The organism is Dellaglioa sp. CoH-56-MRSF-10, from assembly GCF_056782175.1.
The window spans coordinates 270857-292228 of record NZ_JBXAYF010000002.1 but is presented as its reverse complement, the minus strand read 5'-3'; the positions used below and the strand labels follow the sequence as shown (position 1 = coordinate 292228).

The 21372-nt window shown below is 33.4% G+C and carries 28 protein-coding genes and 2 other annotated features (1 of these 30 running past the window's edge); of the genes, 21 read left to right on the top strand and 7 right to left on the bottom strand.

Features of this window, described 5'->3' with window-relative positions; genetic code table 11:
• Positions 1-119 (top strand) — a sequence feature (ribosomal protein L20 leader region); it begins 19 nt to the left of the window's first position.
• A gap of 56 nt (positions 120-175) precedes the next feature.
• The 13 genes from infC to rpmF all read left to right on the top strand — a co-directional run bounded on the left by infC (position 176) and on the right by rpmF (position 8008).
• The gene (gene infC, locus AC1RP4_RS03285; protein WP_409022689.1) at positions 176-676 is read left to right on the top strand and encodes a translation initiation factor IF-3; all 501 of its coding nucleotides are present in this window, start codon (positions 176-178) and stop codon (positions 674-676) included.
• A gap of 25 nt (positions 677-701) precedes the next feature.
• Entirely contained in the window at positions 702-902 is a 201-nt protein-coding gene (rpmI, locus tag AC1RP4_RS03280; protein ID WP_057973380.1) for a 50S ribosomal protein L35, read from the top strand.
• A gap of 58 nt (positions 903-960) precedes the next feature.
• Positions 961-1320, top strand: coding sequence for a 50S ribosomal protein L20 (gene rplT / locus AC1RP4_RS03275; RefSeq protein WP_409022688.1), 360 nt, complete (start codon positions 961-963; stop codon positions 1318-1320).
• A gap of 308 nt (positions 1321-1628) precedes the next feature.
• Positions 1629-2162 (top strand): YqeG family HAD IIIA-type phosphatase, encoded by a 534-nt coding sequence (locus AC1RP4_RS03270; protein ID WP_409022687.1) that lies wholly within the window; start codon positions 1629-1631, stop codon positions 2160-2162.
• The gene (yqeH, locus tag AC1RP4_RS03265) at positions 2155-3291 is read left to right on the top strand and encodes a ribosome biogenesis GTPase YqeH (protein WP_481761203.1); all 1137 of its coding nucleotides are present in this window, start codon (positions 2155-2157) and stop codon (positions 3289-3291) included. Before AC1RP4_RS03270 ends, yqeH begins: the two co-directional genes overlap by 8 nt.
• A gap of 17 nt (positions 3292-3308) precedes the next feature.
• The gene (yhbY, locus tag AC1RP4_RS03260; protein WP_409022685.1) at positions 3309-3623 is read left to right on the top strand and encodes a ribosome assembly RNA-binding protein YhbY; all 315 of its coding nucleotides are present in this window, start codon (positions 3309-3311) and stop codon (positions 3621-3623) included.
• Positions 3624-3649: 26 nt separating this feature from the next.
• Positions 3650-4297, top strand: a complete 648-nt coding sequence (locus AC1RP4_RS03255; RefSeq protein ID WP_481761204.1) for a nicotinate-nucleotide adenylyltransferase — start codon at positions 3650-3652, stop codon at positions 4295-4297.
• A complete protein-coding gene (gene yqeK / locus AC1RP4_RS03250; protein ID WP_481761205.1) occupies positions 4290-4883 on the top strand; it encodes a bis(5'-nucleosyl)-tetraphosphatase (symmetrical) YqeK in 594 nt (197 codons plus the stop codon). The genes AC1RP4_RS03255 and yqeK overlap by 8 nt, the downstream gene beginning before the upstream one ends.
• Before the next feature lie 10 nt (positions 4884-4893).
• On the top strand, positions 4894-5250 hold the full coding sequence (gene rsfS, locus AC1RP4_RS03245; protein WP_481761206.1) for a ribosome silencing factor: 357 nt from the start codon (positions 4894-4896) through the stop codon (positions 5248-5250).
• Positions 5250-5990 carry a class I SAM-dependent methyltransferase gene (locus tag AC1RP4_RS03240; RefSeq protein ID WP_481761207.1) on the top strand — a complete coding sequence of 247 codons (741 nt, stop codon included), beginning with the start codon at positions 5250-5252 and terminating at the stop codon, positions 5988-5990. The genes rsfS and AC1RP4_RS03240 overlap by 1 nt, the downstream gene beginning before the upstream one ends.
• A gap of 11 nt (positions 5991-6001) precedes the next feature.
• Positions 6002-7144: a nucleotidyltransferase gene (locus AC1RP4_RS03235; RefSeq protein WP_481762405.1), complete on the top strand. Its 1143-nt coding sequence runs from the start codon at positions 6002-6004 to the stop codon at positions 7142-7144.
• An 80-nt stretch (positions 7145-7224) separates the two neighbouring features.
• Complete coding sequence (locus AC1RP4_RS03230; protein WP_409022679.1) at positions 7225-7773, top strand: YceD family protein; 549 nt, start codon at positions 7225-7227, stop codon at positions 7771-7773.
• A 55-nt stretch (positions 7774-7828) separates the two neighbouring features.
• Positions 7829-8008 carry a 50S ribosomal protein L32 gene (gene rpmF, locus AC1RP4_RS03225; protein ID WP_057973392.1) on the top strand — a complete coding sequence of 60 codons (180 nt, stop codon included), beginning with the start codon at positions 7829-7831 and terminating at the stop codon, positions 8006-8008.
• 79 nt (positions 8009-8087) lie between these two features.
• Here rpmF and AC1RP4_RS03220 read toward each other — a convergent pair whose 3' ends face one another.
• Complete coding sequence (locus AC1RP4_RS03220; protein ID WP_481761209.1) at positions 8088-8591, bottom strand: hypothetical protein; 504 nt, start codon at positions 8589-8591, stop codon at positions 8088-8090.
• 184 nt (positions 8592-8775) lie between these two features.
• Between AC1RP4_RS03220 and gndA the strand changes: the two genes are divergently transcribed.
• Positions 8776-10197: an NADP-dependent phosphogluconate dehydrogenase gene (gene gndA / locus AC1RP4_RS03215; protein WP_481761210.1), complete on the top strand. Its 1422-nt coding sequence runs from the start codon at positions 8776-8778 to the stop codon at positions 10195-10197.
• 258 nt (positions 10198-10455) lie between these two features.
• On the opposite strand, the gene AC1RP4_RS03210 is transcribed toward gndA, so the two are convergent.
• The 4 genes from AC1RP4_RS03210 to AC1RP4_RS03195 all read right to left on the bottom strand — a co-directional run bounded on the left by AC1RP4_RS03210 (position 10456) and on the right by AC1RP4_RS03195 (position 13746).
• Positions 10456-11022 (bottom strand): hypothetical protein, encoded by a 567-nt coding sequence (locus AC1RP4_RS03210; RefSeq protein ID WP_481761211.1) that lies wholly within the window; start codon positions 11020-11022, stop codon positions 10456-10458.
• Between the two features lie 91 nt (positions 11023-11113).
• Positions 11114-11965 carry a DNA/RNA non-specific endonuclease gene (locus AC1RP4_RS03205; RefSeq protein ID WP_481761212.1) on the bottom strand — a complete coding sequence of 284 codons (852 nt, stop codon included), beginning with the start codon at positions 11963-11965 and terminating at the stop codon, positions 11114-11116.
• Positions 11965-12612: a sunset domain-containing protein gene (locus AC1RP4_RS03200; RefSeq protein WP_481761213.1), complete on the bottom strand. Its 648-nt coding sequence runs from the start codon at positions 12610-12612 to the stop codon at positions 11965-11967. The genes AC1RP4_RS03205 and AC1RP4_RS03200 overlap by 1 nt, the downstream gene beginning before the upstream one ends.
• 603 nt (positions 12613-13215) lie before the next feature.
• A complete protein-coding gene (locus AC1RP4_RS03195) occupies positions 13216-13746 on the bottom strand; it encodes a GNAT family N-acetyltransferase (RefSeq protein WP_481761214.1) in 531 nt (176 codons plus the stop codon).
• Between the two features lie 156 nt (positions 13747-13902).
• Between AC1RP4_RS03195 and AC1RP4_RS03190 the strand changes: the two genes are divergently transcribed.
• The 4 genes from AC1RP4_RS03190 (at position 13903) to AC1RP4_RS03175 (ending at position 17698) form a co-directional block, all read left to right on the top strand.
• Positions 13903-14760: an aldo/keto reductase gene (locus AC1RP4_RS03190; protein ID WP_481761215.1), complete on the top strand. Its 858-nt coding sequence runs from the start codon at positions 13903-13905 to the stop codon at positions 14758-14760.
• A 313-nt stretch (positions 14761-15073) separates the two neighbouring features.
• Positions 15074-15232, top strand: a complete 159-nt coding sequence (locus tag AC1RP4_RS03185) for a hypothetical protein (RefSeq protein ID WP_481761216.1) — start codon at positions 15074-15076, stop codon at positions 15230-15232.
• 271 nt (positions 15233-15503) lie between these two features.
• Positions 15504-16190, top strand: a complete 687-nt coding sequence (locus tag AC1RP4_RS03180) for a response regulator transcription factor (protein WP_409022671.1) — start codon at positions 15504-15506, stop codon at positions 16188-16190.
• A gap of 38 nt (positions 16191-16228) precedes the next feature.
• Positions 16229-17698 carry a HAMP domain-containing sensor histidine kinase gene (locus tag AC1RP4_RS03175; protein WP_481761217.1) on the top strand — a complete coding sequence of 490 codons (1470 nt, stop codon included), beginning with the start codon at positions 16229-16231 and terminating at the stop codon, positions 17696-17698.
• A 99-nt stretch (positions 17699-17797) separates the two neighbouring features.
• Here AC1RP4_RS03175 and yidC read toward each other — a convergent pair whose 3' ends face one another.
• Complete coding sequence (yidC, locus tag AC1RP4_RS03170; RefSeq protein ID WP_409022669.1) at positions 17798-18730, bottom strand: membrane protein insertase YidC; 933 nt, start codon at positions 18728-18730, stop codon at positions 17798-17800.
• An 87-nt stretch (positions 18731-18817) separates the two neighbouring features.
• Positions 18818-19093, bottom strand: a complete 276-nt coding sequence (locus AC1RP4_RS03165) for an acylphosphatase (protein ID WP_481761218.1) — start codon at positions 19091-19093, stop codon at positions 18818-18820.
• Between the two features lie 134 nt (positions 19094-19227).
• Here AC1RP4_RS03165 and AC1RP4_RS03160 point away from each other — a divergent pair, with 134 nt between their 5' ends.
• From AC1RP4_RS03160 to AC1RP4_RS03150, 3 genes are all read left to right on the top strand, one after another.
• On the top strand, positions 19228-19992 hold the full coding sequence (locus AC1RP4_RS03160) for a TrmH family RNA methyltransferase (protein WP_481761219.1): 765 nt from the start codon (positions 19228-19230) through the stop codon (positions 19990-19992).
• A gap of 116 nt (positions 19993-20108) precedes the next feature.
• Positions 20109-20609 (top strand): HD domain-containing protein, encoded by a 501-nt coding sequence (locus tag AC1RP4_RS03155; protein ID WP_409022666.1) that lies wholly within the window; start codon positions 20109-20111, stop codon positions 20607-20609.
• Between the two features lie 121 nt (positions 20610-20730).
• On the top strand, positions 20731-21075 hold the full coding sequence (locus AC1RP4_RS03150) for a winged helix-turn-helix transcriptional regulator (RefSeq protein WP_481761220.1): 345 nt from the start codon (positions 20731-20733) through the stop codon (positions 21073-21075).
• Between the two features lie 43 nt (positions 21076-21118).
• Positions 21119-21347: a binding site (T-box leader), on the top strand.
• The last annotated feature ends 25 nt before the right edge of the window (positions 21348-21372 follow it).

Here is a 21372-nt window from a genome sequence, read left to right as displayed (position 1 = left end):
CGCTTCTCGCCTGAAGAGACAAAGAGTCTCTGGGCAGAATATTATTGAAATTAAATTCCAATTAAAATGGATTTCAAGCGGGCTGCGATAATTTATTATTGTTGCCCGTTTTTCTGTGTTTTTTCTCAAAAAAATTTGGAGGTGCATTGCCATAGCAGTTGATAAAGTAGACAAAATGGTCAATGAAGGTATCCGCGCATCGGAACTTCGTTTGATCGGTGATGATGGCGAACAACTTGGTGTTAAAACGAAACAAGAAGCACTAGATATGGCAGAAATTGCTAATTTAGATGTTGTTGTTGTTGCCGCTAACTCAAAACCACCTGTTGCTAAGATTATGGATTACGGGAAGTACCGTTTCGAATTACAAAAGAAACAAAGAGAAGCCCGTAAAAACCAAAAGATTGTTAATGTTAAAGAAGTTAGACTTAGTCCAACGATTGATATTAACGATTTCAATACAAAATTGAAAAATGCCTCAAAATTCCTTGCAAAAGGTGATAAGGTTAAAGTATCAATTAGATTTAAAGGCCGTGCAATTACGCATAAAGAAATCGGACGTGATGTCTTGAATCGCTTCGCTGACGCAGCTAAAGAAGTTGCATCAGTTGAATCAAGAGCGAAGATGGATGGACGTAGTATGTTCATGATGCTTGCACCTAAGGCTGAAAAGTAAAGCTATATTAGGAGGATATTAGATTATGCCAAAACAAAAGACTCATCGTGCATCAGCAAAACGTTTTAAACGTACAGGAAATGGTGGCTTAAAACGCTCTAAAGCATATACAAGTCATCGTATGCATGGTAAAACTAAGAAACAACGTCGTCAATTAAGCAAATCAACTACAGTGTCAGCATCAGATAACAAGCGTATCAAACAAATGCTTTCACAAATGAAATAATAAATATAAATTAGACAATTGATGCCATTTTTAAATGGCTCAATAAGGAGGAATTTTCATGCCACGAGTTAAAGGTGGAACCGTTACACGTCAACGTCGCAAAAGAATGCTTAAATTAGCAAAAGGTTACCGTGGATCAAAACATATCCAATTTAAGGTAGCTAAACAACAAGTAATGAAATCGTACCAATATTCATTCCGTGATCGCCATCAAACAAAACGTAACTTCCGTCGTCTATGGATTGCACGTATTAACGCTGCAGCACGTATGAATGGTTTAAGTTACAGCAAGATGATGCATGGCTTGAAATTAGCTGAAATTGAAGTTAACCGTAAAATGTTAGCTGAATTAGCTGTTAAAGATTCAGCAGCATTTGCTGCTGTTGCAGAAGAAGCTAAAAAAGCATTAAGTAAATAATAACTTTTAAGAGGATACTTGACCAATTGTCAAGTATCCTCTTTTTTTAATAAAATTTCTGTAAATAAGTTAAGTATGTTATTTTTAGTGAAATCAAAAAAATTTTATGTGATATCAATGATTATGGTCTATGTAACTAATAAGACAAAATATAATCTTAAAAAGAGCAATATAAAATTGAAATAACTCGTTTCTATTATTTTAAAATGAGAAAATAAAATTAATTTCATTTGTTTTCATGGAAAACATGCAATTTTGTTGAAAGTACATTATACTTAGATTATTATTCTAAAATTGAGGTAGCTAACATGCTTGAGAGATATAAACCAACTTGGATGGTTGAATCAATTTATGATTTAACACCAGAGGATTTACAAAATCATGGAATTAAAGTTGTTATGACTGATTTAGACAATACATTAATTGCATGGGATAACCCAAACGGAACCCCAGAATTGAAGAATTGGTTAGAGCTTATAGCTGCGGCTTCAATTCCAGTGATTGTTGTATCTAACAATAGTCACGAACGTATTGAAAAGGCACTGGAACATATTGGATTACCATTTGTTTCCAGAGCTCTAAAACCATTTACAAAAGGAATTAACCAAGTTAAAAATGAATTTAAGATGAATAATCAAGATTTAGTTTTAATAGGTGATCAATTGATGACTGATATTGCTGCTGCGAATAATGCGGGCATTAAAAGTATATTGGTTAAACCACTTGTTGAATCAGACGCTTGGAATACAAAACCTAATCGTTTCATTGAAAAAAGAATTAAAAATCACTTAATTAAAAAACACGATTTTAAAACTAAATGGGGGAATTCATTGGATGACTGACATAATTGAAGTACCAGAAATTGACGAAGATCTTTTTTGTATTGGCTGTGGCTCAAAAATTCAAAGTGAAGAAGTAGATGAATTAGGCTATACACCTAAATCCGCAGTAAAAAAAGGACTTGAAACAAATGAACTATATTGCCAAAGATGTTTTAGACTACGACATTACAATGAAATTGCTGACGTTAAGTTAACTGATGATGATTTCCTAAAATTATTGAATCAAATTGGTAGTGCTGATGCATTAATCGTCAACGTTATTGATATTTTTGATTTTAATGGTAGTCTAATTCCTGGATTACATCGATTTGTGGGTGATAATCCTGTTTTAATGGTTGGAAATAAAGCTGATTTATTGCCTAAGTCATTGAGACGTTCGAAGTTAAAGGATTGGATGAGACAACAAGCTAATTTACAAGGATTACGACCAATTGATGTTGCATTGACAAGTGCAACAAAAAACTTTGCGATTGATGAATTATTAGAATTAATTGAAAAGTATCGTGAAGGCCGTGATGTGTACGTTGTTGGAGTAACTAATGTTGGTAAATCAACATTGATTAATCAAATCATTAAACAAAGAACAGGTGTCCAAGACCTGATTACAACTTCAAGATTCCCAGGAACTACGCTTGATAAGATTGAAATTCCATTGGACGATGATCGAGCTTTAATTGATACACCAGGTATTATTCATCAAGACCAGATGGCTCATTATCTATCAGGTAAGGCGCTAAGATTAGTTTCTCCTCAAAAAGAAATTAAACAACGCGTCTATCAGTTAAATGAAAACCAAACATTATTCTTTGGGGCTGTTGCAAGATTTGATTACATTTCAGGGGGAACTCCTGGTGTTGTCGTTTATCTTGATAATGATTTAATGATTCATAGAACAAAAACTGAGACTGCAAGTGAATTTTATGAGAAACATGCTGGTGGTTTATTAAATCCACCAACAGATGATGAAATGAACGACTTCCCAGAATTAGTTCGTTTTGAATTTAAAGCAACACAAAAAAGTGATTTAGTTTTTGCCGGACTTGGATGGGTAACCATTAATGAGGGTGCTAAAGTCGCTGGCTGGGCACCAAAAGGTGTTTCGGTTCTTTTACGTAAAGCAATGATATAAGAGGAGTTAACTAACATATGACATTAAGAGGCAAACAAAAAAGATATCTACGCAGTCAGGCACATCATTTACGTCCACTTTTCCAAGTTGGAAAAGAAGGCGTGTCTACTAACTGGTTAAACCAAATTCGCGAAGCAATTGAAAAACGCGAATTAATCAAAATTAACATGCTACAAAATGCAACAATTGATACAAATGAAGTTCGTATTTTTATTGAATCTAATAGTTCAATTCAAGTTGTTCAAGTGATTGGTCATACATTAGTGCTTTATCAAGCAGCAACAGATGTCGAAAATCGAGATATCTCTGACAAAGTTAATTTACTCGCTTAATTTAAAATTTTGAGGAGGTTTTTAGCTTGACTATTCAAGTCCAAAAATTAAAAGAAATTAATTTAGTTACGAAATTTAAGACTAAACCCATTCTTGATAATACGAAAAAGCGTGTTGGAATTCTCGGGGGTACGTTTAATCCGCCTCACTTAGGTCATTTAATAATTGCTGATCAAGTTTGTCAGCAATTAGGATTAAGTGAAGTTCGATTTATGCCGGATGCAACACCACCACATGTGGATAAAAAGGAAGCAATTGATGCAAAGTATCGCCTTGATATGGTTAATCAAAGTATCGCGGATAACGATAAGTTTAAGCTGGAAGATACTGAAATTAATCGCGGTGGTATTAGCTACACCTATGACACTGTGGTTGCTTTAAAAGCAGCTCATCCGGAAAATGATTACTATTTTATTATTGGCGGCGATATGGTAGATTATTTACCGAAATGGTCTCGTATTGATGAATTAGTAAAATTAGTACATTTTGTTGGAGTTAAACGAACGGGATTTGAACAAACAAGTCAGTATCCTATACTTTGGGTTGATGTACCAACAATTGATATTAGTTCAACACAAATTCGAGATAAGATAAAAAAAGGCTGTTCAATTAATTATTTAGTACCTAAGGCAGTCTCAAATTATATTGAGAAAGAAGGGTTGTATCGTGAATAATTTAGTTTATTCTAATAATCTTTTTAGTGGAACTAGAGAAGAATTAGTACAGATTTTGAAGGAAACTTTGAGTGAAAAAAGATTTCAGCATGTGTTAAATGTTGAAAAATCTGCAATTGAACTTGCTCAAAATAATAATGGTGATATTGAAAGAGCAAGTATTGCTGGACTTATTCATGATTATGCCAAGGAGCGGACAGATGACACCTTTATCAGAACAATTAAGCAAAAACATATGGATCCTGATTTATTAAATTGGGGGAATGCTATCTGGCATGGAATTGTTGGCGCAGAGTTGATACATGATGAATTAGGTATTACAGATGATAAAATTTTAACATCAATTGTGAAGCATACGACAGGCGATGTTGAGATGGATTTGTTGGATAAAATTGTCTACGTCGCTGATTTCATCGAAGAAGGTAGGACGTTCTCTGGCGTTCTTGAAGCACGAAAAAAAGCATTTGAAAGTTTGGATGCAGCTGTTGGATTTGAAACAAAACATACACTAAGTTATTTAATTAATACCAATAAAAGAGTGTATCCTAAAACAATTTTGACCTTTAATAAATGGGTCGCAGAATAGAGGAGTAATAATGAATAGTATAGAAAAATTAGAAATCGCAGTTAAGGCTGCTGACAGTAAACGTGGCGAAAAGACGGTGGCTATTGATGTCCATGAAATTAGTCTATTAGCTGATTATTTCATGGTGACACAAGCTGACTCAGCTCACCAAGTTAAGGCTATCGTCAAAGAAATTCAAGATCAAGAAGAACTAGCAGGTGTTGAAGTCCGTCGTATTGAAGGACGTAATTCAACTAGTTGGGTTTTATTAGATTTTGGAGATTTAATTGTGCATGTATTTAAAACTGAATCACGTGAATTTTATGATCTTGAAAAATTCTGGTCTGAAGGCGCATCTGTAGATTTATCAGCATGGATTGAAGAATAATGATTTATACCACCTTTTCAAAATTGTATGATCAATTAATGGATCCTGATTTATATGATTCTTGGCAAACATTTGTCGAAACACAAGTTCCTGATAAGAAAACTGAAATTCTTGAATTAGCTTGTGGTGCAGGTCAATTAGCAATTGCTTTAACGCAATCTGGTTATTCAGTCGTTGGTTTAGATTTATCTGAAGAAATGTTATCAATTGCTGACCAACACGCACAGGATGCGAATGTATCCTTGCCTTTAGTACAAGGTGATATGATGAATTTGGAAGAGGCAGAGTTACCACAATTTGATGCGGTAACTTGTTTTGCTGACTCATTTTGTTATTTACCTGACGCTGATGCTGTAGGAAACGTTTTTAAATCAATTCATGGATTACTACAAGAAAATGGTCGATTCATTTTTGATGTTATCTCAACCTATCAAACGGATGAGATTTATCCAGGTTATATGTACAACTATCAGGATGATGATCAAGCTTTTTTGTGGTCAACATTTAAAGATGAAGAGCCACACAGTGTCGTTCATGAATTAACTTTTTTTGTCAAAAATGATACTAACTGTCAATTTGAACGTCTAACTGAGGACCATCATGAACGAACATATTCAGTTAATACGTATACTGAATTGTTAAAAAATGCTGGATTTAAGAATATTAAAATTTCGGCTGATTTTGGCACAAGTCAAGTTGATGATAAAACAACAAGACTATTTTTTGTCTGCGATAAATAGGAGTGAGTTACTTGGACACGACTGGGGTTATTGTTGAATATAATCCGTTTCATAACGGACATTTGTATCAGATTAATCAAATAAAAGAAAAGTATCCTGATACGACGATTATTGCCCTTATGAGCGGACAATTCTTACAGAGAGGTATTCCAGCTGCACTTGATAAAGAGAGCCGTACGGAGCAAGCATTGCAATCTGGTGTTGATTTAATAGTTGAGTTACCCGTTGCATTTTCTGTTCAACCGGCTGATTTGTTTGCTCAAGGTGCCATTAAATTATTGGCCGGATTAAAGATAACCAGACTTGTTTTTGGTGCTGAACATCCTGATTTGGATTTTATGACTATCGCAACTGAAATTCAAACGTTAGATAGTGAGTTTAATCAGTTTAATGAAACGTATGCCACACAATATCAACGAGCTGTTTTTGAAAAAACAGGTGTTCAAATTAATCGGCCTAATGATTTGTTAGGTTTAGCTTATGCTGAAGCCTGCATAGCCGAAAAAGCCGAAATCCAGTTATGTCCGATTCAACGTATAGAGGCTGATTACCATGAAACAAAATTTGTTGATACTCAAAAAATTACAAGTGCAACAGCAATTAGATTAGCAGTTCAACATCAAGAATCGATTGTAGAAGTTGTTCCTAATCAAACTCGACTTGATTCAGAAAATGAAAGATGGGCCGATTGGACAGATTTTTGGCCATATCTTCGATATCAGTTGAGTCTATCAACACCAGGTCAATTATCGTCGATTTATGGCATGTCTGAGGGTATTGAGTATCGTTTGTTGCAGCAGTACGAAAAGTTGCCTGACGAGGCTAATTTTGATGATTGGGTCCAAGCCGTTAAGTCGAAACGAGTAACTTATACAAAAATCTCAAGACTAGCAACTTATATTTTGTTACAAATAAAGCAAAATGAAATTGACAAACAATATAAGCAGCCTTATTATCATGTCTTAGGGTTCTCAAAAAAAGGTCAAACGCTGCTTAATCATTTAAAAAAGGAAGTGCCATATCCTATAATAACAAAAATTAGTAAAAAGGATAAAGAGGGACTTTACCAATTAGATTATCGAGCAGGAATTATTTATGGGCTAGTTAGTCATAAAAAATCGGATCTTTTTAGAAGACCTAAACAAATTAATTAACATACTGTCAAGGATATACCATTGACAATGTTTTTAATCACAGGTATAATCATAAGCGTTGCATTAGGAGGCATATTTGCATGAAATGGTCCTTAGTTGAGTTAAAAAAACAAAGTGATGAACCACTTCAAGTTGACGAAATGTTAAACCTTTCCGAAGGATTAATGCTGCGCAACAAAACAATTACAGCTGTTTCAGAAGTCCATGTTACGGGCATTCTGTCAGCAGATCATCAAGATGTCATTGGTCATTTTAACGTTAGTTTAACAGTTGAAATGCCATCAACACGATCATTAAAGAGTGTCGATGTCCCATTAAATTTTTCAGTTGATGAATTTTATGTAGGCTATCGCGATAAAGCACTTGAACGGTTTGATAAAAATGATGTTGTAATTATTTTGGAAGAAGATATGCTCAATTTGAATTCTGTGATAGAGGATAATGTGTTATTACAGATTCCGATGCAGATACTGACTGATGATGAGAGAAAAGCAGAAGATTTACCAACCGGAGACGACTGGGAAGTTCTTACTGAAGATAAACTCGTACAGGTTAGAAAAGAAAAAGTTGATCCTCGATTTGCCTCATTACAAAATTTTTTTGATAATGATGGTTCTGAAGAGGAATAAACATAACAATACTTTTATTAAAAGTTTTGGATAATTTTAAAGGAGGTGTTTGATAATGGCAGTACCAGCACGTAAAACATCAAAAACACGTAAGAGAATGCGTCGTACGCATTACAAGTTAACTGTCCCAGGTATGAGCGCTTGCCCTAACTGTGGCGAATTAAGAAAATCACATTATGTATGTCCTAGCTGTGGTTTTTATGACGGAAAAGAAGTCGTAAAAGTAAACAACTAAATCTACATTAAGTAAAAAGCCTTAACAACCATGGTGTTAAGGCTTTTTCTGTACAAAAAAAATAAGATTCAATTGAATCTTATTTTTTTTCACTAATTTTCAAACTTATAATTTTGAAGTCTGTCTCTGGATCAAAAAATTGAAAAGGTAATTTGGCATGGCTTTCAATATAAGTTACATTTTTAGCCGGTGTTTTAACAGCCTTAAAAGTGGGCGATTTGATAGATTTAATTAAATCTATCAAATCTAGAAGTAATAACTCTGGTTTGTTACTAAGATTAGACCAGCCTGAAAATTCGGAACGATAATTTTTAAAGATTGTTTTTCTTATCGGACTGATGAAAGCATTACTACTGTCATTTTCGTAAGGAATTGACTGAGATGCGATAGTGTGCTGACTTGTGGTACTATAAATTTGAATTCGACTATCTTTTAAATCTAAAAAATCGGCCGTTAATAATTTGTCGTTAACTTGGACAACTAAGTCAAAAGTAGGGATATTGTTAGAAAATTCTGCTTTTGCGCGACTGTATAAAAAAGTATCGATGGCATAATATAATTCTTGTACTTCAACTAATTTCATATTTGAAAGACCTCCTGAAATCAGTATAACAAAAAAAGGTAAAATAGATAGGAATTTTTGATGTCTAGTGTATAATTGACGTTGAAAGTTAAATGGGTTTATTGACAAAGTCGGTAGCTGATACTTTCTTAGATTACATGGTTTTTGATTCACAAAAAATTAAAGAAATGTAGGAGGTATTATAATGGATAAAGCACAAATTGGTGTTATTGGAATGGCTGTTATGGGTAAAAATCTCGCATTGAATGCTGAGAGTCGTGGCCGTACGGTAGCTATTTATAATAGAACGGGAGCTAAAACTGAGCAAGTTATGAAAGACCACTCAGAAAAAAAATTAGTACCCAGCTACTCAATTAAGGATTTTGCAGATTCATTAGAAAAACCTAGAAGAATTATTATCATGGTAAAAGCTGGCAAACCAACTGATGCTGTTATTGCAGAACTATTACCATTCTTAGATAAAGGTGATGTTTTAATTGATGGTGGTAATACTTACTTTGAAGATACAGTACGCCGTAATGCAGAATTAGATAATTCTGGAATTAACTTTATTGGAATGGGCGTTTCAGGTGGCGAAATTGGTGCACTTGAAGGACCATCAATGATGCCAGGTGGCCAAAAAGAGGCATATGACCTTGTTGCACCAATTCTTGAGGAAATGTCTGCTAAAGCTAGCGATGGGACACCATGTGTGACTTATATCGGTCCTAACGGTGCTGGTCATTATGTTAAGATGGTTCATAATGGAATTGAATATGGTGATATGGAATTAATTTCTGAATCATATCATTTGTTAAGAGATTTATTAGGCCTCTCAGTTGATGAAATCGCTGATATCTTCTCTGACTGGAACAAAGGTGAATTGGATAGTTACTTGATCGAAATTACTGCTGATATCTTAACACGTAAAGATGATTTAGGCACTGGTAAACCTATTGTTGATGTTATCCTCGATCGTGCTGGAAATAAAGGTACTGGTAAGTGGTCATCACAGAGTGCACTTGAATTAGGTGTTCCTCAGTCAGTTATTTCTGAATCTGTTTATGCACGTTACATTTCAGCAATGAAAGAAGAACGTGTTGAAGCAAGTAAAGTTTTACCTAAACCAGAAGTTAAATTAGGTGAATTAGATAAAAAAGAATTAATTGAAAAAATTCGTGAAGCATTATACTTTAGTAAAATCATGAGTTATGCACAAGGATTTGAACAATTACGTGTTGCCTCAGAACATTATGAATGGGATTTAAACTTTGGTGATATGGCTAAGATTTGGCGTGCTGGATGTATCATTCGTGCCCGTTTCTTACAAAATATTACTGACGCATTTGACGAAAAAGCTGATTTAAATAACATCTTATTAGATGGTTACTTCAAAGATATTGTTAAAAAATATCAAGAATCAGTTCGAGATATCGTTGGTATTGCTGTTAAAGCTGGTATTCCAGTTCCTGGATTCAGTGCAGCAATTACGTATTACGATCAATACCGTTCAGAAGTTTTACCTGCTAATTTAATTCAAGCACAACGTGATTACTTTGGTGCTCATACGTATGAACGTACTGATAAACCAGGTTCATTCCACTATACTTGGTATACTGAACAATAAAAAAAGTTAATAAATATACTAAAAAAGGCTATCTAACAACGATTTAAAAGTTGTTAGATAGGCCTTTTTTTCTTTTGGTTACGCTTTTGGTTACGTTTGAGTTAAGTATCTAAATATTGTAATAGTTTTGAAGTTACTGTTATATAGATTTGGGTAATCCTTACATTGGAATGACCAAGTAGATCTTCAATGCTGTTAAAGGAGGTACCGACTCCATGTAAAATTAACAAACACAAAATTGTTATCACTCTTTAAAAATTAACGTTGATATCCTAAATTTGGAGAAGTGACTTTTCCAGTAGATTTATTGACGTCAAATTCTACCATGTGTGTTTCAGTATCGAAGACGGATACAATATATTTATTACCTTTATCTAAAGTATCGCTTGATTTAACTTTTGGTTCCCAGTCGCTTGTCTCATTATTGAATGATTTAAAATAGCTTAAAGCAAGTGATTCAGCTTTTGATTGCGTCATCTTAGTTGATGTAGATGAACTTGTAGATTTTTCAGTGGTAGTAACGTTATTTTTCTCAGCCTCAATACTAGAAGAGCTTGCGGCAATAGAACTTTCAGCTGCGGTAATTGAAGAACTTGCAGCTGAGATGCTAGATGCTTGAGCAGATGATTCTGATGATGCTTTACTTTCGGAAGTTGCTTTTTTTATGGACTCTTTCTTACTTGATTCCTTTTTAGCTTTTATAATACTAGATGATGCAGCCTCAGAAGATGAAGAATCCTTACTTGTATTCTTGCTATTCCCACATGCAGTTAGTGAAAGTAGTGTGATGGCAGTAATCCCGACTATTGTTATTTTTTTATTCATAACACAAATTCCTCCAAATATTTTTATAGTAAAAAGCGAGCAGTGGGAATTGAACCCACTCGAAGTATCTATACGCCCGTTATCTATTTGTTTAATTTAGTGTACTAGTACCATCCCTATAATTAAGAGTAACACCGGCCTCTACATTAAAAATGTAAGTATTGAATTTAATTGAGGAGCTACCAATAGATTGAGCTTCCATTTGTACGCCACGAGCAAGAAGTTCATCTCCTCTGAATATTGGAGTAACGCGGTATCTAATATAGTTATTAGGATGTTCTTTAAGGTAAGTAGCTATATCCATTTCATGGGCAAGCATTTCAGGTGCATTCAGTTCACGAGTACCCGTAATTAAATTCTTTGGATTATTGTTCTGACCTGATAATTGATAACCAATTAAATGGCTACGATTATATAACCATCCGTTACTAATACGTTTATTTTTCCAGCCAGTAGGGTTCCAAGTTAACCCTTCGCGTTTCGCGGTAGGCATTAAAGATTTACTTAACATTGCATTGGCGGTTCCAGCACGATTCAGAGAATCTAGGTTGCTGTACGCTTCCCAAGTACCTTTACTAGTAGATAGGGTGCTTTCGCTGAAAGTAGGAATATTATTATTAACTTCTATTTCAGATTTATCACTATAGTTTAGAGATGATAAATCAAGTGTCTTAGATTTTTTAGTTGTTTCTTTTTTTGAAGAATCTTTACTATCATATTTAGCTAACTTATTTTTTAATTCTTTGATTTCTTTGTTAAGTTTGTCTAATTTCACTTGTTCTTTATCAACTTTATTATTAATTTCTTCTGCTTGCTTTTTGGCAGTATAGTCGTAAGTAACATGTGAATCAGATTTTGCTAAAACGGTAGTCGTGTTACTGATACCAATAAAAGTGAATGATAAAATTAGAACACGTATTAATAAATGATTAGTTGATTTCATTATTTTTTCGCCTTTCTATATCCAGCATCTTGAGCGGCTTGTTCTGTTTGGAAAGTAATCGCATTTGATTTACTCATTTTATAACCAGTTTGACCGGGAGTATGGTAAATTTTAGAATTAGTATTACCGATGATGGATCCTCCGCCAGTAGTAACAGAATCTGCGTTAGATGAATCCGTAGATGTAGAATTATTTTCTTTTTGAACGCTGTTAAAATGTTCTTGTTCTTTTTTTGCAGCTAGTCTTTGAGAACTTTCAGATTTAGATTTAGCTTTAGATTCACTTTCTTTTTCAGAAGTGGCTTTAGATTCTTTCTCATTTAATTTTTTACTCAATGATTCAGCTTCAGATTCTTTTGAAGAAACTTCTTTTTTTATAGATTCATATTTTGACTCTGCCTTTTTCTTATCGGCAGAGCCAACTTTTGTTACGGTAGTAAGGGGCGATTGTTTTTTAGTTGGTTCGGCCTGACTAGTCATCCCAATGCCTACAAGTGAAATGATCAGTACAGCAGTAGGGTACCAAACCCGTTTCTTGATTTTAGTGTATATATTTGGATTTTTAGTTTTTGTCATAAATCTTTTAACTGTGTAGTAAATAATAAAATATATTGAAATAAAAAAAATAAGTGCAAATAAAACGTTCATAATACGTGTTCCTCCAAAGATTTTTGTAATGTAAAATAAGCAATAAAAATTGTCTCAGTAATAAAAGTTATGTTGGTAATCTTTTTAAGACAGAAAGCTTGATTGGGCGGAACTAGATTCTTTGACACTAGCATTTCTACTTGAAGAAGGTGCAGTGATACCAATTAGAACGAGTAAAATAAATGAGATTAGGAAACTAAATAATATTAATTTTCTTGCATGATTAGTATCCTTTTTGTTAATTTTTGCGATAATAAATTTAATAACATATACCAAAAATGTGATAAAAGTAGTAATAAATAAGAGAGCGAAAAAGATACTCATGTGGAAAATCCTCCAGAAATAATATTTTTAGTGAAATATTGCGTAATTAGATTATGATGGACATACTCTATATCAATACAATTTTACTATTAAACTTTATAATAGTATATGAAAATAATTATTAGATGAACGTTATGAATATGTCACATTGGGATTAACGTTAAGACGTTAGTTTATGGATATGAAAGAAAAATTAGGCTGAAAAAATCTATTGAATCCCGAAAATATAAAGAATTATTTGTATAAAAATAGAGTGGATTTTCCCACTCTATAAAAAGGCTAATTTTTGGAGTCACTACTGTTTAGAACTAAAATAAAATCGGTTTGGATAGCATCGCCTAAAACAAAATCATGTTGGCTATGTTTTGTTAAGCCTTGTTTTTCATAAAAGGAGAGGGCAGGTTTATTATGTTCCCAAACTCCCAACCAAAGTTGATCTTTTTTAAATTCTTTGGCAACCTCTTTAGATTTTTCAAATAGAAGTTGACCTAATCCCATTTTTTTGTGATTTTTGCGAATGTAAATTCGTTGGATTTCTAAGCCGTTCGGAAAGTCATCTTCAGTTTGTGCGTCGTTAATATTTAATTTTAAATATCCAGTTAACTCATCATTAACATGTACGAAGTAAAAGAATGCATTTGGATCATTTAATTCACTCGTTAATTGTGGTAAAGAATAAGCGGTATCCAAAAAATCTTGTAAATCTTTTGGATCGTTATCTGCAGCGAAAGTATCAGTAAAAGTTTCAATGCTAATCTTTTGTAATATTTCTAAGTCATTAATTGTGCAAAGTGTGATAATAGGTGTCATCGCTTTTTCTCCTTATATGTAATCTAAAATACTTATAGTAATAGTAGCCTAAAGCTGAAAAATAAACAAATATTAAAATAATATAGCATAATCCTTGACTCTGAGTGCACTCCAAGTGTTTAACTTAGTATATTAAATAAAAAGGGAGCGATTTAAATGAATACAGTTACATTAAATAATGGAGTGAAAATGCCACAACTAGGTTTTGGCGTGTATCAAATTCCTTTAGAAGAAACTGCAGAGGCAGTTTATCAAGCGATTAAAGTAGGATATCGATTACTAGATACAGCGATTGCCTATGGAAACGAAGTTGAAACTGGGGAAGCTATCCAAAGAGCGATCACTGAAGGATTAGTGACACGAGAAGAGTTGTTTGTCACAACCAAATTATTTATCCAACATGTTGGTGAAGAAAAGGCGATGAAGGCAATTGATGAATCACTAGAAAGAATGCAGTTAGATTATCTAGACTTATTCTTGATTCACCAACCATACGGTGATGTATATGGTGCTTGGCGCGCTTTAGCTACCGCACAATCTGCTGGGAAAATACGTGCTATTGGGGTGTCTAACTTTGATATCGGAAAATTAATAGAATTCTCTCATATGAATGGTGTGGCTAAAGTTCAAGTTAACCAAATAGAAGTGAACCCATGGAATCAACGTTTAACGGATGAAGCCTATCATGAAAAATTAAGCATTCAAATGGAAGCATGGGCACCTTTTGCTGAAGGCCGGTTAGACTTATTTAAAAATGAAACATTGTCAAAAATTGGTAAACAATACGGTAAATCAGTTGGACAAGTTATTCTAAAATGGTTAATGCAACGTGGTATTGTAGCACTTGCTAAATCTGTGAGACCGGAACGAATGGCAGAAAATATCGACATATTTGATTTTGAATTAACAGTGGAAGACATGGCAACTATTACTGCCTTAGACAAACAAGAATCTGCCTTCTTTGATCATAATGATCCAGAAAGAGTTGAACGGTTCATGGAATTATTGTCATAAATTACCTGAAGTAAAGTTATTTTGCCAATGGTAAATAAAATATAAGTATAAGTATATAACGGAAAAGAAGCATTTGGGATAATTTTATCTATTTGAAGTGGAACCCCCTAAGTTGGAGAAAAATCTAACTTAAGGGGTTTTATTGTGTTCTTAGTTGAAATAAAGGAAAAAACTTTAATAGTTAACCAATGAGGTAGTATGGAATAAGATAATCCGTAACTATTTTTTAAGACGCTAAGGTATAATTTCGATATTCTAATATCCTAACTTAACGGCACACTTAGAAAATATAATGTGGTTTGGTGGAATTATTTTGTCAGAGAATAAAACCTTTTCATATAAGGTTTTTGAAGAAGTTATTTTGAGTATGCTGAATGGAGAAATCCGTGTTAACGTTGTAAAAGAAATTGAAATGGCAAAATTTATAATTGAATTATCGGTTTTACTGATTAAAGCTGCTGGTATCGAATAACTAATTCCAATTTTTAGTTTTCATTTTAATAAAGCGTTAATGATATATTTTTTAAAGTTAACGGTTTGTTATATTAATTTTATTACTCTTTTAGTTAATAATATATTAAAAAAACGGTTAAAAAGTGCTTGAATACCTATATGAGTTGAGCAGTGCAAAGTGTATGCAAGAATATCATTTAATGGTAGAATAAGAAAAGTAAGATATCGGTTAAAAATTGTGTGTATATGGATGAGAAAATAAAATAAAACTAACAGGAGATCATGAAAATATGAGTCGTATTCTAATAATTGAAGATGAAAAAAATTTAGCGCGCTTTGTTGAATTAGAATTACAACATGAAGGATTTGAAACTGAGGTTCATTTTGATGGGCGAACGGGTCTAGAAGCTGCTTTAAATGAAGATTGGGATTCAATTCTACTTGATTTAATGTTACCTGAATTAAATGGTCTTGAGGTTTGTCGCCGTGTACGACAAGTTAAAAATACACCAATCATTATGATGACGGCTCGTGATTCAGTTATTGACCGCGTATCTGGCTTAGACCATGGAGCAGATGATTATATTGTTAAACCATTTGCAATCGAAGAATTATTGGCGCGTTTACGTGCATTGTTACGTCGTATTGATATAGAGGGTGAACAAAATGTTGCAAAACAGACAACTGTCACTTACCGTGATTTAACAATTGAAAAAGAAAATCGTGTTGTTCGTCGTGATGAAGAAGTTATTGAGCTAACCAAACGTGAATATGAACTACTTTTAGCTTTAATGGAAAGTGTTAATGTTGTTTTAGCTAGAGATGTTTTATTAGCTAAAGTTTGGGGATATGAATCAGAAGTTGAAACAAACGTTGTGGATGTTTATATTCGTTACTTACGAAATAAAATAGATCGTAGCGGTGAAGAAAGTTATATTCAAACGGTCAGAGGAACAGGGTACGTAATGAGATCATGAGAAAAAAAATAACCCAGCATCCAAAAGAAGTAAGACGTATGTCACTTAAATGGAAATGGGCATTAGGAACGGCAATAGGTGTTTTACTTATATTTGCCGTTTTTTCTGCGCTTATTTTTCAGAGTTTTAGTGGCGTTTTATTAGATAAAGAAAAAAAAGATGTACAAGATACTTTAAGAACGGTGACGCAACAGTTAAGTCGTGAGAATCAAGACTTAACAATTTCAAGTACTGCACAACATTTAAAACCGATAAATGCAGATTCTCGACCAGATAAAGACGAAAATAACTTGTACTCAAATGCAGTAATTGTTAATTTATCAAGAGAAAATATTGCAGTAGGTGTTTATAATTTGAAGCAACAAGAAGTTTTTGCTTCAAGAAATTTAAACGTACCATTTGTTAAAAAAAATAAAATGACGTTTACTAGCCAAACAATTGATGGCGCAAATGGATATGTTGCTAGAAGAGCTATTTATTCATCTAAAACTGGCAAAAAAATCGGGTATGCACAAGTAACTAATGCTTTAGAAAATTACCATAAAATTAGTAATAAATTAATTCTAATTTTTATTGTTTTAATTATTACGGCAACCTTTGGTAGTGCTATATTAGGGTATATCCTGGCATCTTGGTTACTGAGACCGATTGAAGTAGTGAACGAAACTATTGATATTATTAATGAAGGCGAAACACCAATTGGACATGTACGTGTCCCAGATATGCATAGAAATGATGAGTTATCTGATTTGGCGGACTTGTTCAATAGTATGCTAGATAGGATGGAGCGCTACGTTGATCAACAGCAACAATTTGTTGAAGATGTCTCACATGAGTTAAGAACCCCTGTAGCAATAATTCAAGGTCATATGGAATTATTGAACAGGTGGGGTAAAGATGATCCGGCAGTTCTAGCGGAGTCGATTGAAGCATCTTTGCAAGAAATTAATCGTATGAAGAGTTTAGTTCAAGAAATGCTTGATTTATCAAGAGCTGAACAAGTAGAGATGACATTTAAAAATGAGTTAGTTGATGTCCGATTAGTTGTTTTACAAATTTTCAATGATTTTAAAATGATACATCCCGATTTTACGTTTATTTTAGATGAAGATTTTAATGGAGAAAGTTTGGTAAAAATATCGCATAATCACTTAGAACAAGTTTTAATTATTCTAATGGATAATGCCGTTAAATATTCAGAAACAAGAAAAGAAATTCATATTTCAGCATCAAAAGATATGAAAATGGTTCAAATTGCTATTCAAGATTTTGGTGAAGGAATTTCTAAAGATGACTTAAAAAATGTTTTTAATCGCTTCTATCGCGTTGATAAAGCTAGAAGTCGTGATAAAGGCGGTAATGGTCTTGGATTATCAATCGCACAAAAACTCATTATGGGTTATAAAGGAACATTAGTGGTAGAAAGTGTTGAGAAGCGTGGTTCAATATTCAGAATTTCGTTGCCTCTAGCTACTACTAAACCAACCGAAAAGATAAGAAGAGACTAGTGTTGAAATGCAATACAAAAATTTAGACAGTATAATAAAAAAAGCTTACCATTCTTAGAGCAATTCTAAGAATGGTAAGCTTTTTTTAATGGTTAATCTTTATTTGCGGTTTTGTTTACCAGCATTACGATTACGATTATTTTTTGCTACATTTGAAAGATTATCTTCAACATTATCAATTGTTTGTTCCACTGTTTCTTCAACAGCATCAATTGTTGAACGTTCTCTAACAATTGGTGGGTTCTTAGCAAGTTCAGCTTGAATTTCGCGACGAATCTTAGGACGCATTAACATAATTATAAATGTTTGAACACAAGCGAAGAGGCCACCGATGAAGAAGTAGAGACCAATACCTGCTGGCGCACTCATTGTAACAAAGACCATCATAACTGGACTAGCAATTAACATTGTTTGCATTGTTTTCTTTTGTTCTGGCGGAATGCCAATTGTTGAAATGAATCCTTGACCCAAATACACAATGAAACATAGCACAGTAAAGATAATTGATGGTGTACCTAATTTAATGCTAAAGAAGACAGCATCCTTTAATTCTGAAGAATATAAGATTGCAGCGTATAGCGCAGCAAAAATTGGCATTTGAACTAATAATGGTAGGCAGCCAATTCCGCCAGTCATGCTGACGTTGTTATCTTTATAAAGTGCCATCATTTCTTGACTGATAGCTGCTTTTTCTTCTGAACTTTTAGCATTTTTTTGTCGTTCTTGAATGACTTTTAATTGTGGTTGAATCGAACCCATTTTTTCTTGTTGAACGGTCGCTTTTTTCGATTGATTAATCATCATTGGCATAAGTGCCAAGCGAATGACGATTGAGATAACGATAATTGCTAGACCGTAGTTGTTACCTAGATGAGCGGATAACCAGTCAAGCAATCCCTGAGTTGGTTTTGCTAAATAGTCGTAAACCATCCCAAAAGGATTACCATTCTTGTCTCTGCGGACGCATCCCGATAGGAACAGGACAAGCGCCATGAATATTGGGAGCATTGTTAAACGTTTAATCTTTTTCATTAATATATTTTCCCCTCTTAAAGTGACTATATCGATTACTATACTTTAAATATAGGGGGATTTCAATGGGCTATAAATAAATCGTAATTAGTAAATAACGGTAAAGGCAGTCGGCATATAATTAGTTAAGGAGGTTTCTTTATAATCAGTCACCTTACCGGCTGGTGTAGGTGAATTTTTAACTTTTTGAATAAATTTTTCTAATTGGGTATTATCTGAACTACTTGCTTTAATTGTGACGCTGTCATCAAAATTATTTTGTACTGACCCGTAGATGCCTAGATCATCGGCTAATCTCTTCGTCGTATATCTGAAGCCAACACCCTGCACGCGACCAAAAACAGTTATTTGAATAGCACTCATAATGTAATCCCTCCATATTATAAAGTAGATATAGGCATTTATTGCTTTCATTATAACTGGAAAAGATGATAATGACCAACTAATGCTATTTTAAATATGCTATAATTATTTCCAATAGTAAGAGGGGTACATTTATGGAAAAAATTAATTCAACACAGAATGCTAAGATTAAATACTGGAAAAAATTACAAACTAAAAAAGGTCGTAAAAAGGAAAATAAATACCTTTTAGAAGGCTGGCATTTAGTTAAAGAAGCACTCATGGCAAACACAAAAATTGAATATTTGCTTGTTACTAATGATTTTAGATATTTTGATGAAATAGCCGATACGACAATTGAGCAAGTAGAAATCTCATCTGAAGTTAGTTTATATCTTGCTGACACGAGTACGCCACAAGGTATTTACGCGGTAACTGAGATGGAAGAAAATCAACAATTATCAGTTGACCATTTAACTGGTGGCTGGTTAATGCTAGATGGTGTTCAAGATCCAGGAAATATTGGAACAATGGTTAGAACTGCCGATGCTGCCGGTTTAACAGGTGTCATTTTTGGTGAGGGTAGTGCAGATAGTCATCATCCTAAAGTTTTACGTTCGATGCAGGGAAGCCAATTTCATGTTCAATTAGTGGATGCCGATTTAATGGAAGTTACTACCTTATTCAAAGAAAATAATATTGCTATTTATGGTTCTGAATTAAATGAAGATGCACTTAGTTATCGTGAGATTTCTGCTACAGATAATTTTGGTTTAATTATGGGAAATGAAGGTAACGGGATGCGTAATGACCTGTTAAATGAAACGGATGCTAATTTATATATTCCAATTAAAGGTCGTGCTGAATCGTTAAATGTCGCTATTGCTGCAGGTGTACTAATGTTTCATCTTAAAGCTTAATTATGATATTTGGTGAAATTATTACGATTTACTAAAGATAACTGATTGCGCTTGCAATAGGTGCTCAATCAGTTATGATGGAGATAGGAAAAAATATTTTGGGGGCGTACTAGTATATGAAAAAAGATTCGTATCTTGATGATGAATTATATATGAGTTATGTTGGAGACCTTTTGGCAAAACCAGAAGTTCAAAGATTAAGTGAATATACACAACATCATTTTTCTACTCGATTAGAACATTCAATCTCAGTTTCCTATGACAGTTATCGTATCGCTAAAAGATTACATTTAAATGCAAAAGCAACGGCAAGGGCCGGATTATTACATGATTTATTTTACTACGATTGGCGTACAACTAAATTCGATCGCGGTACACATGCTTGGATTCATCCGCGTATCGCTATTAGAAATGCAGAGAAGTTAACGACATTATCTGATTTAGAAAAAGATATCATCATGAAACATATGTGGGGTGCTACTGTTGCACCACCTAAATATCCAGAGGGATATATTGTAACCATGGTTGATAAATATGAAGCAACAAGTGAAGTTTCATCACCGTTAAAAAATAAATCAAAACATAGCTTTCAGCAATTAATTGCAATTTTAAAATAGTTTTAAAAAGGATAGGCCTACAGGCTTATCCTTTTTGTTTTTTCGAAAACGAACCAATTTGTTTACTTTTTGTTAGTTAATGATAAAATATAGTAATAAAGTAACTGAGGAGGGGTTAATTATGCAAGTTGTTCAAGAAAAAACAAATTATGAAATGTGTCCTAAATTTGAAAAAACTTTTTCAATATTAGGTAAAAAATGGAACGGTTTAATTATTAACGTTTTATTGGATGAAGGACCTCAACGATTTAAAGAATTAGCTCAAAAGGTTGATAAATGCAGTGACCGTGTATTAGTTGAACGTTTAAAAGAACTTGAAGATACTAATATTATCTCAAGAGTCGCCATCGGTGAAACTAGTCGTAGTTTTTATGAGCTTACTGAACAAGGAAAAGACATGAAAAATATGATGGATAGCGTCCATACATGGTCAGAAAAGTGGTATACACTTAAAGATTGCGAGTAAGACTTGACGATAGGCTTTGATACCTTTAAACTATGAATATAGAATAAAGGCTTAGACAGAAAATAGTAGATATTTTTCTTGGATTTAAAGGGATGGTTAGCTAGACTGAAACTAACCAATAAATAAAATATTGAATTCACTTCTAGAGCTGTTAATTAATGTAGGCTAACTTAAATCATGCAATTAACCGGTTAATGGCCGTTATCATTTTGAGTGTTTGGGAATTTGTATTCTCAAAAACAAGGGTGGTACCGCGAGACCTCGTCCCTTTTTAGGACGGGGTCTTTTTGTGTCTAA